The organism is Alkalilimnicola sp. S0819 (genome assembly GCF_009295635.1).
Taxonomy (GTDB): Bacteria; Pseudomonadota; Gammaproteobacteria; order Nitrococcales; family WHIW01; genus S0819.
Genome location: NZ_WHIW01000005.1, coordinates 76,473 through 98,177, shown reverse-complemented (window position 1 = coordinate 98,177; position 21,705 = coordinate 76,473). Strand labels below are relative to the sequence as shown.

General features: G+C 67.8%; 17 protein-coding genes and 1 tRNA gene. 8 read left to right on the top strand and 10 right to left on the bottom strand.

The window, feature by feature from the left end; genetic code table 11:
• Positions 1-24: 24 nt before the first annotated feature.
• Entirely contained in the window at positions 25-474 is a 450-nt protein-coding gene (locus tag GBG68_RS14630) for a CBS domain-containing protein (protein WP_152146048.1), read from the top strand.
• A 172-nt stretch (positions 475-646) separates the two neighbouring features.
• Here the strand turns inward: GBG68_RS14630 and GBG68_RS06120 are convergent, their stop codons facing one another.
• Both GBG68_RS06120 and GBG68_RS06115 read right to left on the bottom strand, forming a co-directional pair.
• Positions 647-1,363 (bottom strand): alpha/beta fold hydrolase, encoded by a 717-nt coding sequence (locus GBG68_RS06120; RefSeq protein WP_152146047.1) that lies wholly within the window; start codon positions 1,361-1,363, stop codon positions 647-649.
• A 219-nt stretch (positions 1,364-1,582) separates the two neighbouring features.
• Positions 1,583-2,296, bottom strand: a complete 714-nt coding sequence (locus GBG68_RS06115; protein ID WP_226801681.1) for an alpha/beta fold hydrolase — start codon at positions 2,294-2,296, stop codon at positions 1,583-1,585.
• 340 nt (positions 2,297-2,636) lie between these two features.
• On the opposite strand from GBG68_RS06115, the gene GBG68_RS06110 reads away from it, so the two are divergent.
• Complete coding sequence (locus tag GBG68_RS06110) at positions 2,637-6,089, top strand: pyruvate carboxylase (protein WP_152146046.1); 3,453 nt, start codon at positions 2,637-2,639, stop codon at positions 6,087-6,089.
• Positions 6,090-6,247: 158 nt separating this feature from the next.
• Here the strand turns inward: GBG68_RS06110 and GBG68_RS06105 are convergent.
• Together GBG68_RS06105 and GBG68_RS06100 are read right to left on the bottom strand one after the other, a co-directional pair.
• Positions 6,248-6,324 (bottom strand) — tRNA-Asp (locus tag GBG68_RS06105).
• 202 nt (positions 6,325-6,526) lie between these two features.
• Positions 6,527-7,120 carry a type 1 glutamine amidotransferase domain-containing protein gene (locus tag GBG68_RS06100; protein WP_152146045.1) on the bottom strand — a complete coding sequence of 198 codons (594 nt, stop codon included), beginning with the start codon at positions 7,118-7,120 and terminating at the stop codon, positions 6,527-6,529.
• A 144-nt stretch (positions 7,121-7,264) separates the two neighbouring features.
• Between GBG68_RS06100 and GBG68_RS06095 the strand changes: the two genes are divergently transcribed.
• Positions 7,265-7,582 (top strand): thioredoxin family protein, encoded by a 318-nt coding sequence (locus GBG68_RS06095; RefSeq protein ID WP_152146044.1) that lies wholly within the window; start codon positions 7,265-7,267, stop codon positions 7,580-7,582.
• Here the strand turns inward: GBG68_RS06095 and GBG68_RS06090 are convergent.
• Genes GBG68_RS06090 through GBG68_RS06075 form a run of 4 tightly spaced genes read right to left on the bottom strand, consistent with a single transcriptional unit; the run spans position 7,569 to position 14,576 of the window.
• Positions 7,569-8,759: an efflux RND transporter periplasmic adaptor subunit gene (locus tag GBG68_RS06090; protein WP_152146043.1), complete on the bottom strand. Its 1,191-nt coding sequence runs from the start codon at positions 8,757-8,759 to the stop codon at positions 7,569-7,571. The genes GBG68_RS06095 and GBG68_RS06090 overlap by 14 nt on opposite strands.
• 3 nt (positions 8,760-8,762) lie before the next feature.
• Entirely contained in the window at positions 8,763-11,126 is a 2,364-nt protein-coding gene (locus tag GBG68_RS06085) for an ABC transporter permease (RefSeq protein WP_152146042.1), read from the bottom strand.
• Positions 11,123-11,833, bottom strand: coding sequence for an ABC transporter ATP-binding protein (locus GBG68_RS06080; RefSeq protein ID WP_152146041.1), 711 nt, complete (start codon positions 11,831-11,833; stop codon positions 11,123-11,125). The genes GBG68_RS06085 and GBG68_RS06080 overlap by 4 nt, the downstream gene beginning before the upstream one ends.
• 4 nt (positions 11,834-11,837) lie before the next feature.
• Positions 11,838-14,576, bottom strand: a complete 2,739-nt coding sequence (locus GBG68_RS06075) for an HAD-IC family P-type ATPase (RefSeq protein ID WP_226801680.1) — start codon at positions 14,574-14,576, stop codon at positions 11,838-11,840.
• Positions 14,577-14,736: 160 nt separating this feature from the next.
• Here GBG68_RS06075 and GBG68_RS06070 point away from each other — a divergent pair, with 160 nt between their 5' ends.
• From GBG68_RS06070 to GBG68_RS06060, 3 genes are all read left to right on the top strand, one after another.
• A complete protein-coding gene (locus GBG68_RS06070; protein WP_152146039.1) occupies positions 14,737-15,672 on the top strand; it encodes an ABC transporter ATP-binding protein in 936 nt (311 codons plus the stop codon).
• On the top strand, positions 15,669-16,430 hold the full coding sequence (locus GBG68_RS06065) for an ABC transporter permease (RefSeq protein WP_152146038.1): 762 nt from the start codon (positions 15,669-15,671) through the stop codon (positions 16,428-16,430). The genes GBG68_RS06070 and GBG68_RS06065 overlap by 4 nt, the downstream gene beginning before the upstream one ends.
• A 63-nt stretch (positions 16,431-16,493) precedes the next feature.
• Positions 16,494-17,549, top strand: a complete 1,056-nt coding sequence (locus GBG68_RS06060; RefSeq protein WP_152146037.1) for an AI-2E family transporter — start codon at positions 16,494-16,496, stop codon at positions 17,547-17,549.
• A 53-nt stretch (positions 17,550-17,602) separates the two neighbouring features.
• On the opposite strand, the gene GBG68_RS06055 is transcribed toward GBG68_RS06060, so the two are convergent.
• Positions 17,603-18,358 (bottom strand): peptidoglycan-binding domain-containing protein, encoded by a 756-nt coding sequence (locus GBG68_RS06055; RefSeq protein ID WP_152146036.1) that lies wholly within the window; start codon positions 18,356-18,358, stop codon positions 17,603-17,605.
• 474 nt (positions 18,359-18,832) lie between these two features.
• On the opposite strand from GBG68_RS06055, the gene GBG68_RS06050 reads away from it, so the two are divergent.
• Complete coding sequence (locus GBG68_RS06050) at positions 18,833-19,627, top strand: phytanoyl-CoA dioxygenase family protein (protein ID WP_152146035.1); 795 nt, start codon at positions 18,833-18,835, stop codon at positions 19,625-19,627.
• Between the two features lie 16 nt (positions 19,628-19,643).
• Here the strand turns inward: GBG68_RS06050 and dauA are convergent, their stop codons facing one another.
• Positions 19,644-21,368 carry a C4-dicarboxylic acid transporter DauA gene (gene dauA, locus GBG68_RS06045; protein WP_152146034.1) on the bottom strand — a complete coding sequence of 575 codons (1,725 nt, stop codon included), beginning with the start codon at positions 21,366-21,368 and terminating at the stop codon, positions 19,644-19,646.
• Positions 21,369-21,509: 141 nt separating this feature from the next.
• On the opposite strand from dauA, the gene GBG68_RS06040 reads away from it, so the two are divergent.
• Entirely contained in the window at positions 21,510-21,695 is a 186-nt protein-coding gene (locus tag GBG68_RS06040) for a CopG family transcriptional regulator (RefSeq protein ID WP_152146033.1), read from the top strand.
• Positions 21,696-21,705: the final 10 nt, after the last annotated feature.

Below are 21,705 nucleotides of genomic sequence, written 5' to 3'. Positions count from 1 at the left end.
ACCGGGGCTGCTGAGAGGCCGATCATGGACCCTACGCTGGGGGAGCTGCTGCATCGACGCCCACCGGGGCGCCTATATGCGGTCTCGCCGCACAGCGCTATCGGCCCGGCCCTGGCGGCCATGCGACAACGGCGGCTATCCTGCCTTCTGGTGCTCCGCCGCGGTCGATTGACCGGCTTATTGGAAGCCCCAAGCCCAAGCGGCACTCCGGCGCGCGCCCCCATTCCACCCGACCTGCCGGTCGCGCGCCTGATGCGCCCGGACCCTCCAACCGTATTGCCCAGCATGACCCTGGCCGCCGCGCTGCGCTTGTGCGCCCTTCATCAGCTGCGCCATCTTCCAATCGCCCGCCAGGGCCGACTACTGGGGCTGCTGGACTGGGCCGCCCTGGCCCTGGCCGCCGCCGACGCGCTGCAACCGGAAACCCCGACCTGGGTTCCCCTGGTTTACGGGCCCAGCGCGCGCTCCCCCTAGTCGGGCGCTCGCCGTGCGCATCGCCTCGATTCGGCCGCTCTCAAGGTACCGTGTAGTGCGCCCGCGGCCGGCGTTGCGTCTCTTGGCGAGGGCTACGGCCATTGCCGGTTAAAAGGCAAAAAAAATGCCGGGCACAAGCCCGGCATATGAACTCCGACAGTTCCGAGGAGCACTAACGGATGTAGTTGTACTGCACGTCCGCGGTCTTGGACTGCACACCGAAGTGGCCGTAGCCGTAGCTGCTGTAGCTCTTGTTGCCGCGAGAGTTCCAGAGCTGCGAGCTGTGGATGCCACCCACGGTGCAGGTACCGGTGGAGCAGACGACCTGGTCGATCCAGCTGTAAATGCTGTAGTGGCGCGCGCCGAACTTGCGCCCCTCCAGCCAGTCCAGGAAGGGGCTGGAAACGGACAGGCCATTGCTGCCGCAGGTGGAATTCCACACATTCCAGGGGTAGGTGCCGCAGGACCACAGACCGCGCAGGGCGCCGGCGATGCCGACGAAGGCGTCCACCTTGTTCGCCAGACCCGCCTTGACGATCTGCTGGCCGGCCAGGGTCACGCCCATGGAATGCCCAATCACGTCGATCTTGCCGGTGCAGGAGCTGTTGACCGCGGCCACCAGGGCATTGCGCACCGGGGTCTCCTCCCAGCCGCTGTGGTTATTACAGGTCGGGCAGTACTTGGAGCCCCAGTCCGGGCGATGGATCTGGGAGGCGCTGTAACCGTTGTTGCGCAGCTTGTTGTAGGTGTTGTCCCAATCCGAGGGCTTGCCGGTGTTACCGTGCACCAGCACCACGCTGTCTACACAGGCGGCACCGGCCACGCTCACCCCGAGGGCCAGCACGGCGGCGGCGAAAAGGCGCAGCACCTGCTTGCAGGATTGCTTCATGTTTTCCTCTCCTCACTTCGTTCTTGTGTCGCGCCCGCCGTATTCTTCTTGTTGGCTGCGGGATGCGGGCTGCTGGTATCAGCAGTTGTGAGTATTCCAACAGAGGCTTGTAAACTTGCCGTTAACGGATGCCGCCCGCAGCGTTAACGCCCTTCCGCAGTGCACAAAAAAGCCGGGGCAGTGCCCCGGCTCTCAGGTCCGTCGCGGTAAGCGACCCGTTCAGCGAATGTAGTTGTACTGCACGTCCGCGGTCTTGGTCTGCACACCGAAGTGGCCGTAGCCGTAGCTGCTGTAGCTCTTGTTGCCGCGAGAGTTCCAGATCTGCGAGCTGTGGATGCCGCCCACGGTGCAGGTGCCGGTGGAGCAGACGATCTGGTCGATCCAGCTGTAGATGCTGTAGTGGCGCGCGCCGAACTTGCGTCCTTCCAGCCAGTCCAGGAAGGGGCTGGACACGGACAGGCCATTGCTGCCGCAGGTGGAGCTCCACACATTCCAGGGGTAGGTGCCGCAGGACCACAGACCGCGCAGGGCGCCGGCGACACCGACGAAGGCATCCACCTTGTCCGCCAGACCCGCCTTGACGATCTGCTGGCCGGCCAGGGTCACGCCCATGGAATGCGCGATCACGTCGATCTTGCCGGTGCAGGAGCTGTTGACCGCGGCCACCAGGGCATTGCGCACCGGGGTCTCTTCCCAGCCACTGTGGTCATTGCAGCTGGGGCAACTCTTGGAGCCCCAGTCCGGGCGATGGATCTGGGAGGCGCTGTAGCCGCTGTTGCGCAGCTTGTTGTAGGTGTTGTCCCAATCCGAGGGCTTGCCGGTGTTGCCGTGCACCAGCACCACACTGTCCACGCAGGCGGCGCCGGCCACGGATACCGCGAACAGCAGGGTCAGTGCGGACAGCCCGCGAGTCAGCGTACGCATGATGCTCATGATGGATCTCCTCCTCATGGCCGGCTCGCTGTTATTGTGCTCTGAACCGGTCGGGTTTTGTTCTTGGTCGCTTTTGCGACAGGGCCATCTAAACACCCCAACGCAAAGAGACCGTTAATGACTGCCCATTCATGTCGCACACCTTTGTGGCGACGCATCAATGCGCTGCACCAATGGTCGAACATCGATATATTGGTTTTTTCAATATAAAGCGACGGATATTCGCAATTCCGGCGATCCCTGCCTAAACTGCGCGCCTGTTGCCCGCCCGGTGGCGCAACCAACCCTTCGGCCACCGGGACAATAAAGCCGCGCGCAAAACGCGCAGGAGGACCACGGCATGACCCAGACCCGTCAGATCCAGCGCCTGCTGGTGGCCAACCGCAGTGAGATCGCCATCCGCGTGATGCGCGCCGCCGCCGAGTTGGGCATCCGTACCATCGCCATCTACTCGGAAGAAGACCGCTTCGCCCTGCACCGTTTCAAGGCGGACGAAGCCTATGAAGTCGGCCGCGGCAGCAAGCCCATCGCGGCGTATCTGGATATCGACGAGGTCATGCGCATCGCCCGCGAGGCCGGCGCCGACGCCATCCACCCCGGCTACGGGTTCCTCTCCGAGAACCCCGATCTGGCCGAGGCCTGCGCGCGGGAAGGTATTCTGTTCGTGGGCCCCCACCCCGACGTGATGCGTTCCCTGGGCAACAAGGTCAGCGCCCGAAACCTCGCCGAACAGGCCGGCGTGCCCGTGGTGCCTGCCACCGGCGCCCTGCCCTCGGACCTGGAGACCTGCAAGACCGAAGCGGCCAAGGTCGGCTACCCACTGATGCTCAAAGCCAGCTGGGGCGGCGGTGGCCGCGGCATGCGCGTGGTGGAGGACGAATCCCAGCTCGAAGAGCAGCTGCGCACCGCCCGGGCCGAGGCCGCCAGTGCCTTCGGCAATGACGAGGTGTACCTGGAGAAGCTGGTGCGCCGGGCCCGCCATGTGGAGGTGCAGGTCCTGGGCGATACCCACGGCAATCTGGTGCATCTGTTCGAGCGCGACTGCACCGTGCAGCGGCGCAATCAGAAGGTGGTGGAACGCGCGCCCGCCCCGTACCTGGACGACGACACCCGTGAATCCCTGTGCCAGAGCGCGCTGCGCCTGGCCCGCGCCGCCGGCTACTACAACGCCGGCACCGTGGAATTCCTCATGGACGCGGACAGCGGCGAGTTCTACTTCATCGAGGTGAACCCCCGCATCCAGGTCGAACACACGGTGACCGAGGAGGTCACCGGCATCGACATCGTCAAGGCGCAGATCCGCATCGCCGAGGGCAACGCCATCGGCGACGGCATCACCGGCGTGCCGGAACAAGCGCGGATCAAGCTCGAGGGCCATGCGCTGCAGTGCCGCGTCACCACCGAGGACCCGGAGAACGGCTTCACCCCGGATTACGGCCGCATCAGCGCCTACCGGGGTGCGACCGGCTTCGGCATCCGCCTGGACGGCGGCACCGCCTACTCCGGCGCGCTGATCACCCCTTTCTACGACTCCCTGCTGGAGAAGGTCACCGCCTGGGCGCCCACCCCCGAGGACGCCATCCGCCGCATGGACCGCGCCCTGCGCGAGTTCCGCATCCGCGGCGTGAGCACCAACCTGCCGTTCCTGGAGAACGTGATCAACCACCCGAGCTTCGTCTCGGGTAGCTACACCACGCGTTTCATCGACGACACCCCGGAGCTGTTCGATTTCGCCGACCGCCAGGACCGGGCCACCCGGCTGCTGCGCTTTCTCTCCGATGTGATCGTCAACGGCAACCCGGAAGTGGCCGGCCGCCCCGCGCCCAAGGAAGCACCGCCCCGGGCCGTGCTCCCCGGCCGCCCCTCGGAGCAGATCCCCCGGGGCACCCGGGATCGGCTGCTGGAACTGGGCCCGGAGGGCTTCGCCGCCTGGATGAAGGAAGCCCCGCAGGTCCTGGTGACCGACACCACCATGCGGGATGCCCACCAGTCGCTGTTCGCCACCCGCATGCGCTCGCGGGACATGTGGGAGATCGCGCCGCACTACGCCCGACTGCTCCCCGAGCTGTTCTCGCTGGAGTGCTGGGGTGGCGCCACCTTCGATGTGGCCATGCGCTTTTTGAAGGAATGCCCCTGGGAGCGGCTGGACGCGCTGCGTGAGCGCATCCCCAACATTCCCTTCCAGATGCTGCTGCGCGCCTCCAACGGCGTGGGCTACACCAACTACCCCGACAATGTGGTGCGCTATTTCGTCCAGCAGGCTGCCGCACACGGCATGGACATCTTCCGGGTGTTCGATTCCCTGAACTGGGTGGAGAACATGCGCGTGGCCATGGACGCGGTAATCGAGTCCGGCGCCGTCTGCGAGGGCACCATCTGCTACAGCGGCGACCTGCTCGACCCCGCCGAGGACACGTACACCCTGAAGTACTACCTCAACATGGCGAAGGCGCTGGAAGCGGCCGGCGCCCATATACTGGGCATCAAGGACATGGCCGGGGTGGCCAAGCCCGACGCCATCGCCAAGCTGGTCACCGAGCTGAAGCAGGAAATCAGCCTGCCCATCCACTTCCATACCCACGACACCTCCGGCATCAGCGCCGCCAGCGTGCTGGCCGCCGTGGGTGCCGGCGTGGACGCGGTGGACGGCGCCATGGACGCCTTCTCCGGCCAGACCTCCCAGCCCAACCTGGGGGCGATTGCCGAGGCGCTGCGCTGGGGCCCGCGGGACACCGGCCTGCAGCGCGAGAACCTGCGCGCCGTGAACCATTACTGGGAAGGCGTGCGCCGCTACTACAGCGCCTTCGAGTCCGACATCCGCTCCGGCACCTCGGACGTCTACCACCACGCCATGCCCGGCGGCCAGTACACCAATCTGCGCGAACAGGCCCGGGGCATGGGCCTGGAGCGCCACTGGCCGGAAGTGGCCGACACCTACGCCCAGGTCAACGAGCTGTTCGGCAATATCGTCAAGGTCACCCCCTCCTCCAAGGTAGTGGGCGATATGGCGCTGATGATGGTCACCTCCGACCTCACCGCCGAGCAGGTGCTGGACCCGGAACACGAGGTGAACTTCCCCGACTCGGTGAAGGGCTTTTTCCGCGGCGAACTGGGCCAGCCCGTGAGCGGTTTCCCTGAAGCGCTGCAGAAGAAGGTGCTGGGTGATGAAGCGCCGCTGACCGCGCGCCCGGGGGCCGTGCTGCCCGCCGCCGACCTGGATGCCTTGCGCGCCGAGGCCGAGGCGCAGGTGGAGCGCGAGATCACCGACGCGGAACTGGCCTCCTACCTGATGTACCCCAAGGTCTTCGTGGAGTACGCGCGGCATCGCGAGGCGTTCGGCAACGTCTCCGTGCTGCCCACCCACGCCTTCTTCCACGGCCTGGAGTCTCAGGAAGAGGTCAGCATCGACATCGAGCGGGGCAAGCGGCTGATCCTGCGTTGCCTGGCGATATCGGAAGCGGATGAAGAGGGCAAGCGCCGGGTGTTCTTCGAGCTCAACGGCCAGCCGCGCCGCATCAAGGTGGCGGACACGTCGCTGGCGCCGAAGAGCGCGGCGCGGCGCAAGGTGGAGCCGGGCAAGCCGGGGCAGATCGCCGCCCCCATGGCGGGGCTGATCGTGCACGTGGCGGTGAACCCGGGGCAAAAGGTGCGCAAGGGCGACCACCTGTTCTCCATCGAGGCGATGAAGATGGAGACCGCCATCCACGCCGAGCGCGACGGCACAGTGGAAGAAGTGCTGCTGGGCGCGGGCACCCAAGTGGACAGCAAGGACCTGGTGCTGGTAGTCGTTTGAGCCTCACCATGGCGATGGCGCACCCTGCGCCATCGCCGATTCCCCGCGGCGGCGGGCGGGCACCCGGCTGCGACTTTCCACCACCCAACGAAAAACCCCCGCAGGTTTCGCGACCAGAAGCCGCTCCCACAGGGGTTGTCGTGCGCAATCAGAAAACATGGCGGAGCGGACGGGACTCGAACCCGCGACCCCCGGCGTGACAGGCCGGTATTCTAACCAACTGAACTACCGCTCCTCGCTGAAGGACAGACTCGTCTCCAGACGGCCTCTCCCAACGCGGGGCGCAGTATATCGGCATCCCCGCCCGCAATCCAGCCCCTTGCGCAAGTATTCCCACCGCCCTTGCGAAGCCTGACCGGCCGGCGACGCAAGAAGCGCCTCCGGGCCGTCGCCGCCACCGCTTCAGGCAGCGCTCACACCAAGGCACCCCCCATCGGTCAATGCAGCCGCGGGCGCTGCTCCGGCTGCGCCCCAGGCCTGCCTCCCGGGCCGCTCGCGGCGAACAAGGCGATCATCTCCGCGTTGAAGGCGGGCAGATCGTCGGGTTTGCGGCTGGTGAGCAGATTGCCGTCCACCACGGTTTCCTCATCCACCCACTGCGCCCCGGCGTTGCGCAGATCGGTACGCACCGAGGGCCAGGAGGTGAGTCTGCGACCGCGCACCGCGTCCGCCTCCACCAGCAGCCAGGGCCCATGGCAGATGGCCGCCACCGGCTTGCCGGCGGCGATAAAACCCTGCACCAGATCCACCGCGGCGCTGTTCATGCGCAGATTGTCCGGGTTCATCTGCCCACCCGGCAGCACCAGGGCATCGAAGTCCTGCGCCCGCGCCTGCCCCAGGGCCAGATCCACCGGGAATTCATCACCCCACTCCTTGTGTCGCCAGCCCTTCACCCGGCCGCTCACCGGCGAGACCAGCACCGTCTCGGCGCCCGACTCATCGAGTGCCCGACGCGGCTCGGTCATCTCGGACTGTTCGAAGCCATGGGACACCAGGATCGCCACCCGCTTGCCCTGCAGTTGCTCCGTCATCACGATCTCCCTGATCATTGCGGTCTGATTCTTCCCCTCAAGTGGGGCGGCGGAGCGCCGAGCACAAGCGGAACCGTGCCCACACCGGACGGGTCCACACTGGCAAGCAGCCCTTCACCCGCACGGAGATCACGAAGAGCGAACATGACTGATCAGCCCTATCAACAGAACGCACCGGATCTCACCGAACTTCAGGCCGAGCAAGGCCCCCTGCTGCTGGTGTTCGGCACCCCCTGGTGCGGCCATTGCCGCGCCGCGGAGCCGCTGCTCGACGACATCCTGCGGGAGTTCCCGCGGTTGCGGCAGCTGAAGATCGAGGATGGCCGCGGCAAGCGGCTGGGCCGACAGTTCGGCGTCAAGCTCTGGCCCACCCTGATCCTGCTGCGCGATGGCGAAGAACAGGCCCGGGTGGTGCGCCCGACGGACAGGGCGGCCCTGGCACCGCTGCTCAGCGCGCTCTGATCCGCGCCCCCGCCTGCAATTCCCGAGGCGGGTAGATAACCACCCGCTCCCCCGCGCGCAGGCCCTCCAGCACCTGTACCTGGAGGCCGCCGCGGCGCCCCAGACCCACGCGGCGCAGCACCGCCCCACCCTCTTCCAGCACGAAGACCGCGCTCTCCCCATCCACGCTGAACACCGCGCTTTCCGGAAGCTGCAGGGTGCGCTCACTCTCCCAAAGCACGAAACGGGCATCCACCCGGTAGCCGTGCCCCAGGCGCTGCCATTGTTCAGGGGGCGAATCCAAGGCCACGATCACATTGACCCGCTGCTCCTCCACCCCCAGGGCGGACACCTCCGTGAAGGCCACCGGCTCGATGCGCCTCACCTGGCCGTCCAGCGTCCGCGCCAGGCCGGTATGCTCCAGCAGCACCCGCATGCCGGGCGCGAGCCGCACCGCGTCCGCCGAGAGCACATCCACCACCGCTTCCAGCCGCCGAGTATCCCCCAGGGTGAGCAGCAACTCGCCGGCCTGCACCACCCGCTCGCTCTCCTGCGGGCGCGCCAGCACATGGGCATCCACCGGCGAGTTCAGCGCAATGCCCTCCAAAGCGCTGCGCTCGCCGCCCAGATACGCGAGGGTGCTGCGCGCCGCCTCCAGTTCGTGACCTGCGGTGCGACCCCGGAAACGGGCCGAGGCAAGCCGTGCGGCGCCGGCGCGCGCCTCGGCCCGGGCGGCCTCCAGCTCCTGCTCGCTGAGATAACCCTCCTGGCGCATGGCCTCGGCTCGGGCCAGCGCCTGGGCGGCGCGTTCGGCCTGGGCCTGCGCGGCCGCCACCTCCTGTTCGGCGGCAGCAAGCGCACTTTGCGCTGCCCGCACCCGGGCCTGCTGCTCAGCCATGCGTCGGGCATCCAGGGCCGGCGCCGGCAGCGGCCGGATGCGCAGCAGGGCCTGGCCGCGACTCACCGGGTCACCCACATCCAGCTCTAGCCGGGCCAGCTCTCCGCTGATCGGCGCGGTGATCTCGTAGTGGTCCAGCACCCGGGTGCGCCCCTCGGCCCGCACGCTCTGCATCAGCGGCGCCTCCACCACGGGCTGCACATCCACCTGCAACGGTGCGGGGCGCAGGCCCAGCACCAGCAACACCAGCACCCCCAGGGCCAGCAGCAGGTAGAACCATCGTTTCAGGGCAACACGCATCACTCACTCCCGGGTTTTCAACACCGCGACCATATCCAGTCGATTCACCCGCCGCGCCATGGCCCAGGCGGAGAGCAGCCACACCGCGGCCAGCACCAGCACGGTGAACACCACCGCCTGGGTGGACCACAACACCGGGATGCGGAACATCTCCGAGGCCGAGGCGGCGGCGACGGCCGCATACAGGCCGTAACCCAGCAAAAGCCCCGGCGGGATGGCGAGCAGGCTGAGCAGCGCCTGCTCGCCAAGCAGAATCCAGGCCACCTCGTGGCGCCGGTAGCCCAGTACCCGCAGGCTGGCCAGCTCCCGCGAACGCTCGCCCAGGGCGATGCGGGCGTTGTTGTAGACCACCCCAAAGGCGATGGAGGCGGCCAGCAGCGTGCTGACGAAGGTGAAGATCAGCACCGAGCCGGCCATGTTCTCGTAGAAACTGTCCACCGCGGCGCGGCGCTGGGTCACGCCCAGCACCGCGGGGCGCCGATCCAGTTCCGCCAGCACCTGCGGCATGTGCGTCGGCGAGACGGCGAGCAGCGCCGCGCTGATCCGGCCCTGCTCGCGCAGCAGCACGCTCAGGCGGTCGCGCCGCAGGTAGGCGGATACCCCCAGATATTCCTCGATCACGCCAGCCACGGGCAGCTCCACGGTGGCGCGGCGCTCGTCCAGAAAACGCACCGTGAGCCTGTCGCCGGGCGCCGCGGCCAGCAGTCCGGCCAGGTAATCGGTGAGCAACAGCCCCTCGGCGGGCGGCGCCAGGCGCCCGTTGTCGGGGGTGATCAGGCGGCGCAGCTCGCTCGCCGCCGGCAAGCCCTGCAGCGCCAGGCGGTAGCGACGATGGCCATGGATCAGCTCCACCGGGGCGCTGCGCAGGCCCTCGGCGAGCAGGACCCCGGGCAGTGCGCGCAGCTCGTCGAGAGCGCGGGCGCCCACCGGCTCGTTGAAACTCACGCGCAGATCCTCCCGCTGCACCTGCTCGAACTGGCGCTCCACCAGGGCGTCGATGGCCTGGCTCTGGAAGCGGCCGATAAGCAGGATGGCACAGGCGAAGGCGATGGCCAGGATGGAGAGCAACGCGCGCAGCGGGCGGCGCTCCAGTGAGCGCAGCATCATGCGCGCGCTGGGGCGCAGCCAGCGGGCCAGGCCCAGCCGCTCCACCAGGGTGGGGCGAAAGCTCGCCGGCGGCGCCGGACGCATGGCCTCGGCCGGCGGCAGCCCGGCCGCCCGTCGCAGCGCGCCCCAGCTGCCCCCCAGGGCCGCGGCCGCAGTCACCAGAGCGGCGATGATTAGCACCCGACCGTTGATGCCGTATTCCAGATAGGGAAAGCGAAAGAAGGTGGCGTACAACCCGGCCATGTGTTGCCCCAGCCAGACCCCGGCCAGCGCGCCCATCAGATAGCCCACCAGGGCGATGGCGAGGACCAGCTGGGCATAGTGCAGGCCGATGGCGCCATTGCCGTAGCCAAAGGCCTTGAGCACGCCGATCTGCTCGCGCTGGGTGGCGATCAGCCGGGCCATCACCACATAAAGCAAAAAGGCCGCCACCCCCAGGAAGATGGTCGGCACGGTACGCACCATCGTGGCGATCTGCGCCAGCTCCGAGGCCAGGTAACGGTGGGAGGCCTGATCGGCCCGCCCGATGGCGCCTGTGCTGCCGTAGGGGGCGAGCAGGGCGTCGAGCCGAGTGATCACCCCGGCCTCCACCGCGTCGCGCTGCAGGCCGATCAGCGCATCGTTGAAGCTGCCCTCCCGGTCCAGCGCCGCGGCCAACGCTTCCCGGTTCATCCACAGCACGCCGTAGCGGGCGTGGTCGGGGAGAAAATCGCCGGGGCGAATCTGGTAGATGAACTCGGGGCTGAGCCCGATGCCCACCACGCGCAACGGCTGACGGCGGCCGTAGATCACCGCGTTGAGCGTATCCCCCGGCGAGAGATCCTGGGCCTCGGCGAAGGCCTCGCTCAGCACCACTTCCTCGGCCCGCCCAGGGCGGGGCAGGCGCCCGCGCCGCAGGAACAGATCGTTCAGACTCGGTCGTTGCCCTTCCGGCAGGGACACCAGCCGGGCGGTAACCGGCTGATCAAAGCCGGGCACCTCCAGATTCGCGCCGGCGACGATACGGGTTTCCACCCGGGCCACCCCGGGAATCGCCGCCAGGCGCTCGGCCAGCGGTTCGGGGGCGCGGGTGAGGCTGACGAACACATCGGCGAAGCGATAATCGCGATAGAAGCCGTCGCGGGTTTCGGTGAGCGCCCGCAGGCTGCTCACCGCCATGATCAGGGTGGCCACGCCCCCGCCGATCACCACACCGATGGCCAGCACCTGGGCCCGCAGCTGCCACAGCTCGCGGCGCAGCTTGCGAGCGAGCACGCTCACCAGACCAGCTCCCGGGGGTGGCGCCGGGCGGCATTCTCCCGCACGGACTGAATCTGGCCGTCGGCGAAATGAATCACCCGGTGGGCCATGTCAGCGATGGCGGCATTATGGGTGATCACCGCCGTGGTGGCGCCCAGCTCGGTGTTGATCCGCTCCAGCGCCTCCAGGACGACGATGCCGGTCTTCGAATCCAGCGCGCCGGTAGGCTCGTCACACAGCAGCACCGCGGGGCGCTTGGCGATGGCCCGGGCGATGGCCACCCGCTGCTGCTCACCGCCGGAGAGTTGCGCGGGGAAATGGTTGCCGCGTGCTTGCAGACCCACCAGCGCCAGCGCTTCCGCCGGACTCATGGGGTCGCGGGCGATCTCGGTGACCACGGCGACGTTCTCCAGCGCGGTGAGGCTGGGGATGAGGTTGTAGAACTGGAACACGAAACCGACGAAATGGCGGCGGAACTCGGTGAGCTCCGTCTCGGAGGCGTGCAGCAGGTCCCGCCCCTGGCAGCTCAGTGTCCCACCGCTGGCGGTATCCAGGCCACCAAGAATATTCAGCAGGGTGGATTTGCCACTGCCCGAAGGCCCCAGCAGCACCGCGAACTCCCCCCGGTACAGGTCTAGATCCACGCCGCGCAGGGCCCGAACCTCCACCTCACCCATCCGGTAGGTCTTGGTAAGGCCCCGCGCCGCGAACACCGCCTCGGCGACCATGGCCTCATGCCTCGCCGTGGGGGCGCTCGCTGCTCGGCCCCAGGCGCAGCAGGCGCCGGACCTGCTTTTCCAACTCCAGGATCACGAACACCAGCACGCCCAGGCCGATCACGCCCAGCCCTTCGATGACGCTCACCGGCCGGGTTTCGAACAGGCTCGCCATGAACGGCGCGTAGGTGAACAGGAGCTGCAGGCTGATCACCGCGGCGAGCGCCCAGAGCACCGGCCCGGTGCCCATCAGCCCGCGCCAGGTGAGCGAGGGGCTACGCAGATAGCGCACGCTGAACAGGTAGAACACCTCCATCACCACCAGGGCATTCACCGCCAGCGTGCGTGCCTTCTCCACCGTGGCGCCGGCCTCCCGGGCCAGGGTGAAGGCGGCGAAGATGCCGGCCAGAAACAGGCTGGAGACCAGCAACACCCGCCAGACGAGAAAGCCGGTGAGCAGGGGCTCCCGCGGCGGGCGTGGCGCGCGGCGCATCACATCCGGCTCGGTGGGCTCGAAGGCGAGCACCAGCCCCAGACCAATGGAGCTGACCATGTTCACCCACAGAATCTGCAAGGGCGTGATGGGCAGGGTAAGGCCCAGCAGGATCGCGGCGACAATGGCCATGGATTCGCCACCGTTGATGGGCAGCAGGAAGGTCACCGCCTTCTTGAGGTTATCGTAGACCGTGCGCCCCTCGCGTACGGCATGGGCAATGGAGGCGAAATTGTCGTCGGCCAGCACCATCTCGGCCGCCTCCCGCGCCGCCTCGGTGCCCTTCTGCCCCATGGCGACGCCCACATCGGAGCGTTTCAGCGCGGGCGCGTCGTTGACGCCGTCGCCGGTCATGGCCACGGTCGCCCCCCGGGCCTGCAGCGCCTGCACCAGGCGCAGCTTGTGCTCGGGGGCGGCGCGGGCGAACACATCCACCTCGATCACCCGCTGAGCCAGAGCCACGTCATCCATCGCTTCGACTTCGGCGCCGGTGACCACGTCGGCACTGTTCACCAGGCCCAGCTGCGCGGCAATGGCGCTGGCGGTGCCACCGTGATCGCCGGTGATCATCTTCACCCGAATGCCGGCGGACTGGCAGTCGGCCACGGCCTGCACGGCTTCCTCCCGCGGGGGGTCGATCAGGCCCACCAGGCCGAGCAGGATCAGGCCTTCCCCCACATCCTCGAAGCGCAGTGCCTGATGGCTGCCCCGGGCGGGCTTCGTCGCCACCGCCAGCACCCGCTCGCCCCGGGCGGCCAGCTCGGCGATGCGGGCCTCCCAATACTCGCGCGACAGCTGACGATCACCGTCGGCGTGGCGTTCGCCGGCACAGACATCCAGCACCTGCTCCGGCGCGCCCTTGAGATAGATACTGCCTTGCCCCTGGTGATCATGATGCAGGGTGGCCATGAAACGATGAGCCGCATCGAAGGGGATGACATCGGTACGCGGCAGGCTCTTGCGCTCGGCGGCCGGCTCCAGGCCTGACTTGCGGGCGGCGGTGAGCAGCGCGCCTTCCATCGGGTCGCCCTCCACCCGCCAGCCGCCGTCCTCGGTGGGATAGAGGGCGGCGTCGTTGCACAGGGCCACGGCCCGCACCAGCTCGTTGAGCACCGGCGTTTGCGCCGACTCCACCACCTGTTCGCCATCCCGGTAATCGCCATGGGGGTCATAGCCCACGCCGGTCGTCTGATACAGCTTCCCGGCGGCGACCACGCTGCGCAGGGTCATCTCGTTGCGCGTGAGCGTGCCGGTCTTGTCGGAGCAGATCACCGACACGGAGCCGAGCGTCTCCACCGCCGGCAGGCGGCGCACGATGGCGTGGCGGCTCGCCATGCGCTGCACGCCAATGGCCAGCGTAATGGTCAGTATCGCCGGCAACCCCTCGGGGATACCCGCCACGGCCAGGCTGACCACGGCGATGAAGGAATCGCTGAGCGGATACCCGTGCCACCAGATCGCCACCAGGAAGACCAGGGCGGCCAGACCGAACACGGCTATCGTGAGTCGCAGCGCCAGAGCGTCGATCTGGCGCAGCAACGGTGTTTCCAGGCTCTGCACTTCGCTGAGCATGCGACTGATCCGCCCAAGCTCTGTCCGGGCGCCGGTGGCCACCACCACACCCGTGGCCTGGCCGAAGCTCACCAGGGTGCCGGAGTAGGCCATGCTGGCGCGGTCCGCCAACGCCGCGTCCTCGGCCACCGCCGCGGTCTGCTTGTCCACCGGCAGGGATTCACCGGTCAACGCCGCCTCCTGCACCTGCAGCCCCTTCACCCGCAGCAGGCGCAGATCCGCCGGCACCCGGTCGCCGGATTCGATCAGCACCACATCCCCCGGCACCAGCTCCGCGGCGGGCACGGTCAGCCGCTTGCCCTCGCGCAGTACCGAGGCGCTGGGCGAGAGCATGTTCTTGATCGCCCCCAGTGCCCGTTCCGCCTTGCCCTCCTGAATGAAGCCGATCACGGCGTTCAAGAGGCTGACCGCCAGGATGACCACGGAGTCCACGTACTCGCCGATCGACGCGGTGATGACGGCCGCCACCAACAGCACCTGCAGCAGCAGATTATTGAACTGGGCCAGGAAGCGGCGCAGCGGCCCGCGGCTCTTGCCCTGGGGTAGCGCGTTGGCGCCGTGTTCGCGCAGCCGCTCGTCGGCCTGCTCCGCGCCCAGCCCCTGCTCGCTCGCCGCCAGCGAGGCCAGGACCGACGCCGCGTCCTGGGCATGCCAGGCGCCGCGTTGCTCGTTCTTCGTTGCCTTGCTCAAGTGGCCACTTCCTGTTTGGTGCTTATTGGGGTGTTCAGCAGAGTATGGGCGGAGTGGAAAGCGGGCAAATTGACCCGTGTCATCCACTCGCCCACCCGTGGCCGCGACCGGCCCGCTTTGGGTAGACTGGGCCTTTCCCCACGGCAGCCGACGAGCACTCTTGAACACAGATACCCCCGCCATCGCCATCAAAGGCCTGCGCAAGACCTACGCCGACGGCCACGAGGCGCTGAAGGCGGTGGATCTGACCGTGCGCCGTGGGGAGATCTTCGCCCTGCTCGGGCCCAACGGCGCGGGCAAGACCACCCTGATCAGCATCGTCTGCGGCATCGTTACCCCCAGCGCCGGGCAAGTGCTGGTGGAAGGCTTCGATCACCGGCGCGAATACCGCGCGGCCCGCTCGCGCATCGGGCTGGTGCCCCAGGAACTCACCACCGATGTGTTCGAAACCGTCTGGAGCACTCTGCGCTTCAGCCGGGAGCTGTTCGGCCGCAAGCCCGACCCGGCCTGGCTGGAGCAGGTGCTGCGGGATCTGGCCCTGTGGGACAAGCGCGATGCGCAACTGCGCACCCTCTCCGGGGGCATGAAACGCCGGGTGCTGATCGCCAAGGCCCTGGCCCACGAGCCCAGCATCCTGTTCCTGGACGAACCCAGCGCCGGGGTGGATGTGGAGCTGCGCCGGGAGATGTGGACACTGGTGCGGGGCCTGCGCGAGCGGGGCGTGACCATCATCCTCACCACCCATTACATCGAGGAAGCCGAGGAGATGGCCGAGCGCATCGGCGTGATCAACCGCGGCGAGCTGGTGCTGGTGGAGGACAAGCAGCGACTGATGAGCAAGCTGGGGCGCAAGCAGCTGATCCTGCATCTGCGCGCGCCGCTGGGAGAACTGCCGGGGTCGCTGGCCGGCTACTCCCTCAGCCTGAACGAGGCGGGTGACGAGCTCACCTACACCTACGATGACCCGGACTCCGATCACGGCATCAACGGCCTGCTGGAGGCGCTGAGCGCGGCCAACATCGCCTTCACCGATCTGCGCACCGAGCAGCGCTCGCTGGAGCAGATCTTCGTCAGCCTGGTACGGGAGAGCCCATGAATCTGCATCCGGTCTGGGCCATCTACCGCTTCGAGATGTCGCGCATGAAGCGCACCCTGCTGCAGAGCCTGGTCTCGCCGGTGGTGACCACCTGCCTGTACTTCGTGGTGTTCGGCTCGGCCATAGGCTCGCGCATCGAACAGGTGGACGGGGTGAGCTATGGCGCCTTCATCGTGCCGGGGCTGATCATGTTCATGCTGCTCACCCAGAGCGTGTCCAACGCCTCCTTCGGCATCTACTTTCCGCGCTTCTCGGGCACCATCTACGAGGTGCTCTCCGCCCCGATCTCCTCCATGGAAGTGGTGCTGGGTTACGCGGGCGCGGCCGCCACCAAGGCGATCATCCTGGGCCTGGTGATCCTGTTCACCGCGAACTTCTTCGTGCCGCTGCAAATCCTGCACCCCTTCTGGATGTTGCTGTTCCTGCTGCTCACCGCCTTCAGCTTCAGCCTGCTGGGGTTCATCGTCGGCATCTGGGCGGACAACTTCGAGAAACTGCAACTGGTGCCGCTGCTGATCATCACGCCGCTGGCCTTCCTCGGGGGCAGTTTCTATTCCATCGACATGCTGCCGCCGTTCTGGCAGAGCGTGAGCCTGTTCAACCCGGTGGTGTACCTGATCAGCGGGTTTCGCTGGAGCTTCTACGGGGTGGGGGATGTCAGCCTGGAGGCGAGCCTGGCCATGATCGCGCTATTCCTCGCCCTGTGTCTGGGGCTGATCGGCTGGATCTTCAAAACCGGGTATCGGCTGAAGGACTGAAAAAGCCCGCGCCACCCCCATTTCCCAGGGAGCATCAACAACCTTTCGGAGCCCGCGGCGGCCATGGCGAGCAGCAATGGCGTGTCCTTCTATACCCGCACCTTCGCCCTGCTGACCCTGCTGGGGCTGGGGTACCTGCTGTATCAGGTGCTCTCGCCCCTGCTGGCGCCCCTCACCTGGGGCGTGCTGCTCGCCTTTCTGCTCCACCCCCTGCACCGTTGGCTGTGCCGGCGGCTGCGTCATCGGCGCAACCTCTCCGCCGGCCTGCTCACGCTGCTCTCCCTGCTGCTCATCACCGGCCCGCTCACCGCGCTCACCGCGGCCTTCGTCGGGCAGCTCAGGGAATTGCTGGAACTGGTGGCGCAACTGGCCGATGCCAACGCCAACCGCCCGCTGGAGACCATGCCGGTGATCAGCGGTCCGCTGCTATGGCTGCGGGGTCTGCTCAACATCGACCCGGGGCGGCTGGCGGAATGGTCGGGGAAGATCACCGAATCGGGTCTGGGGCAGCTCGCCGAGCTCAGCGGCAAGGTGCTGCTGGGCGCCGTGGGGCGGGTGTTCGGCCTGGGTATCACCCTGTTCAGCCTGTTCTTCTTCATCCGCGACGGCAGCGCCATGCTCGGGCGGGTCCGACGCATGATTCCCTTACCCATCGCGGACCGGGAACGCCTTTTCAGCCATGTGGCGGAAGTCACCTACGCGGTGATCTACGGCAATGTGCTCACCGCCGTGGTACAGGGGCTGATGGTGGGCGTGGGCTTCGCGGTGACGGGGCTGCCCTCGCCGGTGGTCTTCGGCGCGTTGGCGGCGCTGTTCGCGCTGTTGCCGCTGGCCGGCACGCCGCTGGTCTGGGGCCCGGCGGTGATCGCTCTGCTGATGGCGGATCGCTGGATCTCCGCGGCGCTGATGCTCGCCTGGGGCCTGTTGGTAGCCAGCAGCGACAACGTGCTGCGCGCGGTGCTGATTTCCGGGCGCGGGCATATCGGCACCCTGACCGTATTCATCGGCATCATCGGCGGCGCCATGGCCTTCGGCATGATCGGCCTGGTTACCGGTCCGCTGATATTGGCCCTGGCCATCGCGCTGGCCCGTTTCGTGGCCGAGCAGACCACGACCTGACGCGGCGGCCACACCGCGTCAGGCCAGCACCGGGGCCTCATCCAAGCCGGGCGTCAGCCCCGGGGCGGCTCCTCCTCCGCCGCCTGGGCCCGCTGGCGCTGCGTACCGGCCGCATCCAGCCGGGCCAGGGTCCGCGGCTCCATCAAACCCTCCGAGGCAAGCCCCTGAGACTGCTGGAAGCGGCTCAGCGCCTGATGAGTCTGCGCATCCCAACGACCGTTCACCTGCACATCGTAGCCGGCGGCGCTCAGGTCCTGCTGCATGTCCCGCAGCGCCGATTCCGCCACCGGGGGCACCACCGCCACCACATTGGGCTGCTCGGTGCGCGGGTCCTGCGCCGGGTTATTGCTCCAGACCACAACCTGCTTGCCGGTCGCATCCCCGGCGAAGCTCCGCTCGTCGAAGCCTTCGCGCCCCACGGCGCCCGGCTCGCTCATGGCCCGGCGCTCCCGCTCCAGCCGGCGCTCCTCGTCCAGGCGGGCCCGGCGCTGCGCGTCCTGCTCACCCTGGCGCCGCTGCAACTCCATCTCCGCAATGCGGTCCCGCTCGGCGCGCTGCTGGTCCATGCGCCTGTCCAGGGCCAGCTGGCGCGCCCGATCCTGTCCCTCCAGGTAGGCGAGGCGCATTTCCACCGCGAGCGGGTCCACCCCGATGGAAGTGGCACCGGGCAGGTTCGCGGGCGGGGGGTCATCGATGTAACCTTTGGCGTACATATTGCGCAGGATATCCAGTTCGTCGACGGCCGCCGCGGGGCCGGCGAACAGCAGCGCAAGAGCCAAGGCATGGGCGTGGCGGGGTCCGTACGTCATGAGAACCACTCCTTCAGTCCGCTATCAGGCCAGGCCGGATCCGGAGTCCGCGACAAGCTGCCACGGCTTTCAGCCGGCTTACCTTTCCAGATGGGGCGCGGCCCGCCTGTTTCAATATCGTTACAGGTGCCGAACATGGCCGGCCCGCCGGCGACCGGGCCAATCAGCAGGCGCCGCGGGCATCGAGCCCAAGAGGGGTATTTTTTCTATCCCTTAGGGTTAGTTTTTACATGTTGCTGCGCAGCAAAGCGCCGCTATAATGGCTCCCACGTTGAGCGCGAGGCTCCTGAAAAAGCGGAGAACTTCGCGGGTCGGCCCGGCCGGCCCAGGCTCCAAACATCTCCTCCTCGGCATAGTTTTTATGCCTCTCTGCGGTAACCTCCCCGGTTGCCGCTTTTTTTTGCCCGCACGCCTGCCTCATCCACGCTTTTGCCGTAGAATCGGCCCACCTTCCAGCCACAGGATCGCCTTGCCATGCGCAGCTCAGCGTCCGGCACCCCGCGCCGCACGGACCCCGGTTTCAGCCAGGCTGAGCAGGCCTTCTTCGCGGAGCAGGGCTATCTCATCGCCCGGGGCCTGGCCGACGAGACCACGGTGAGCGCCATACGCCAGATCACCCTCGCCCAGCTGGCCGAGCGCCGGGAGCCGCTGGAACTGGAGGCCGACCTGGTGTACCCCGGCGCCCCCGCCTCCCGCCAGGCCGAGGGCGGCCAGGTGGTGCGCCGCCTGCTGCAGGCCTATCATCGCGCCCCCGCCTTGCGTGCCTGGGTGCACGACCCGGCGCTCTTGCTTCGTCTGCACCAATTGCTGGGCCCCCGGGTGCGGATGCCGCTGGCACACCACAACTGCATCATGACCAAGCACCCGCGCTTCAGCAGCGACACCCTCTGGCATCAGGACATTCGTTACTGGCGCTATAGCCGCGCGGAGCTGATCACCGCCTGGCTGGCCCTGGGGCACGAGCATAGGCGCAACGGCGGGCTGCAACTGATCCCGGGCTCCCATCGCCTGACGCTGGCGCAGGCGCGCTTCGACGAGGCCCTGTTCTTCCGCAACGATCTGCCCGAGAACCAGCCCTTGCTGGGAGACGCGCAGGCGGTGGAACTGCAGGCCGGCGATGTGCTCTTCTTTCACTGCCGGCTGCTGCATGCGGCCACACGCAACCATGAATCCGGCACTAAATACGCGGCCGTGTTCACCTTCCGCCGCCCCGACGACCTGCCCCTGCCGGGCACGCGCTCGGCATCGCTGCCCGACGTCTGCCTCTGAGCCCCGGCGCGGGGCCTCAGGCGCGCCGGTCTTGCCAGCGCCAGACCAGCCGGTTCGCCTGGGCCATATTGCGACACCAGGCGATACTCCCCGGCACCTTGCGCAAACCGGCCCGCCGCAGCTTCATGATGAGCCGGCCCGGCAGCCCCACCAGCACCAGCCGCACACCAGCCTGCTCCATGTCCGCCATCAGCGAATCCAGGGCAAAAATGGCCGTGCCGTCCATGCTCGGCACATCATGCATGTCGATGATCACCGTGTTCACGCCCGAATCCACGACACGCAGCGCGCTGAGGGCCTTTTCAGCCGCGCCGAAGAACAGCGGACCGTTCACTTCGTAAACGACCACGCCCTCGGGCAGGGCGCCGCCATCCACCCGCCCGCCTTCGGTCAGCGCGGCCATGCGCCGGATGAACAGGGCGGCGGCCAGGCCCACGCCCACGGCTACCGCCAGCACCATATCCACCAGCACGGTCAGGCTGAAGCAGCTCAACAGCACCAGCACATCACCGGGCGGCGCCGCGCGCAGGGCATGGCGGAAATGCCGCGCCTCGCTCATGTTCCAGGCGACGATGAACAACAAGGCCGCCAGCGCCGCCATGGGCACCAGCCCCAGCAGACCCGACAACCCCACCACCGCCAGCAGCACCACCAGGGCATGCACCGCCGCGGCCACCGGCGAGCGCGCGCCGCTGCGAATATTGGTCGCCGTGCGGGCAATGGCGGCGGTGGCGGTGATGCCGCCGAAAAAGGGCGCGACGATATTACCCAACCCCTGCCCCACCAGTTCCGCATCCGGGTCATGGCGGGTCTTGGTCAGGCCGTCCGCGACCACGGCACACAGCAGCGATTCAATGGCCCCCAGCATGGCAATGGCGAAAGCCGGTCCGAGCAGCTCACGCAGCAACTCGTAGCTCACAACCAGCGGCTCGCCATTCGGGCCCGGCAATTCCCAAGGCAACACCGGCACCGGCGGAACGGGCGGAATCCCCTGCCCCGTCCGTCCCTGCGCCTCCCAACTGAAGCGCGAGGCGATGGTTTCCACCAGCTCACCCCCCTGGCCACCCAGATACTGGTTGAGCAGCCAAGCCGCCACAGCCCCCACCGCCAGCCCCACCAGCGGCGCGGGGACAGGCACCCCCAGGCGCGGCCAGAGCAGCATCACCCCCAGAGCGAAGGCGCCCACCGCCAGCTCGAACCCATTGACCGTAGGCAAGGCCGCCAGAATCAGCCCCACGCTGTCGACGAAATGCTCCCCCGGCCCGCCCAGCTCCAGGCCCAGGAAATCCGGCACCTGCAGGGTGGCAATGACCACGGCGATCCCGGCGGTGAAGCCCAGCACCACCGGGTAGGGCACAAACTGAATCAAGCGCCCCAGCCGGGCCATCCCCAAGGCGAGCAGAATCAGTCCGGCCATGAGCGAGGCGATGAGCAGCCCGCCCAGGCCGTATTGCTGGACGATGGGAAACAGGATCACGACGAAAGCCGCCGTGGGCCCGGAAACATTGAAGCGGGCCCCACCCGTCAGGGCGATCACCAGGCCGGCGACGATGGCCGTGTACAGGCCGTGCTGGGGCGGCACCCCGGTCGCGATGGCCAAGGCCATGGACAAGGGCACCGCCACGGTGCCCACGGCCAGGCCCGCCATCACATCGTGGCGCAGGTCGGCGAGGCTATAGCCCTCGGCCCAGGCGGTGCGCAGCCCGGCGGCGAAGCGCGGCAAGAAGCGTGATTGTGCCATCAGCGGCGACCCCGTTCGTAGCGCAGGTATGTGCATCAGATTAACATCACATGTTAATGTTCAGCCAGGGCCGCCCCGTTGATGCGCCGCAGGCCGCGAGCGCACGGCCGCATTCATCGACTATCGCCAGGAAACTTTCCCATGGAACAAAAGACCGCCCGCCTCACCCTGTTGATAGACCCGAACAAGAAACGGGCCTTCGAACAACTGTGCGCCACCCAGGACCGAACGCCTTCCCAGGTGGTGCGGCAGTTGATCAGGGACTATCTGAGCGAGCACGAAGTGGGTTACCAAACCGGCTCGGGCGGAACCGATCGGAGTTCATGAGCCGGAAAAA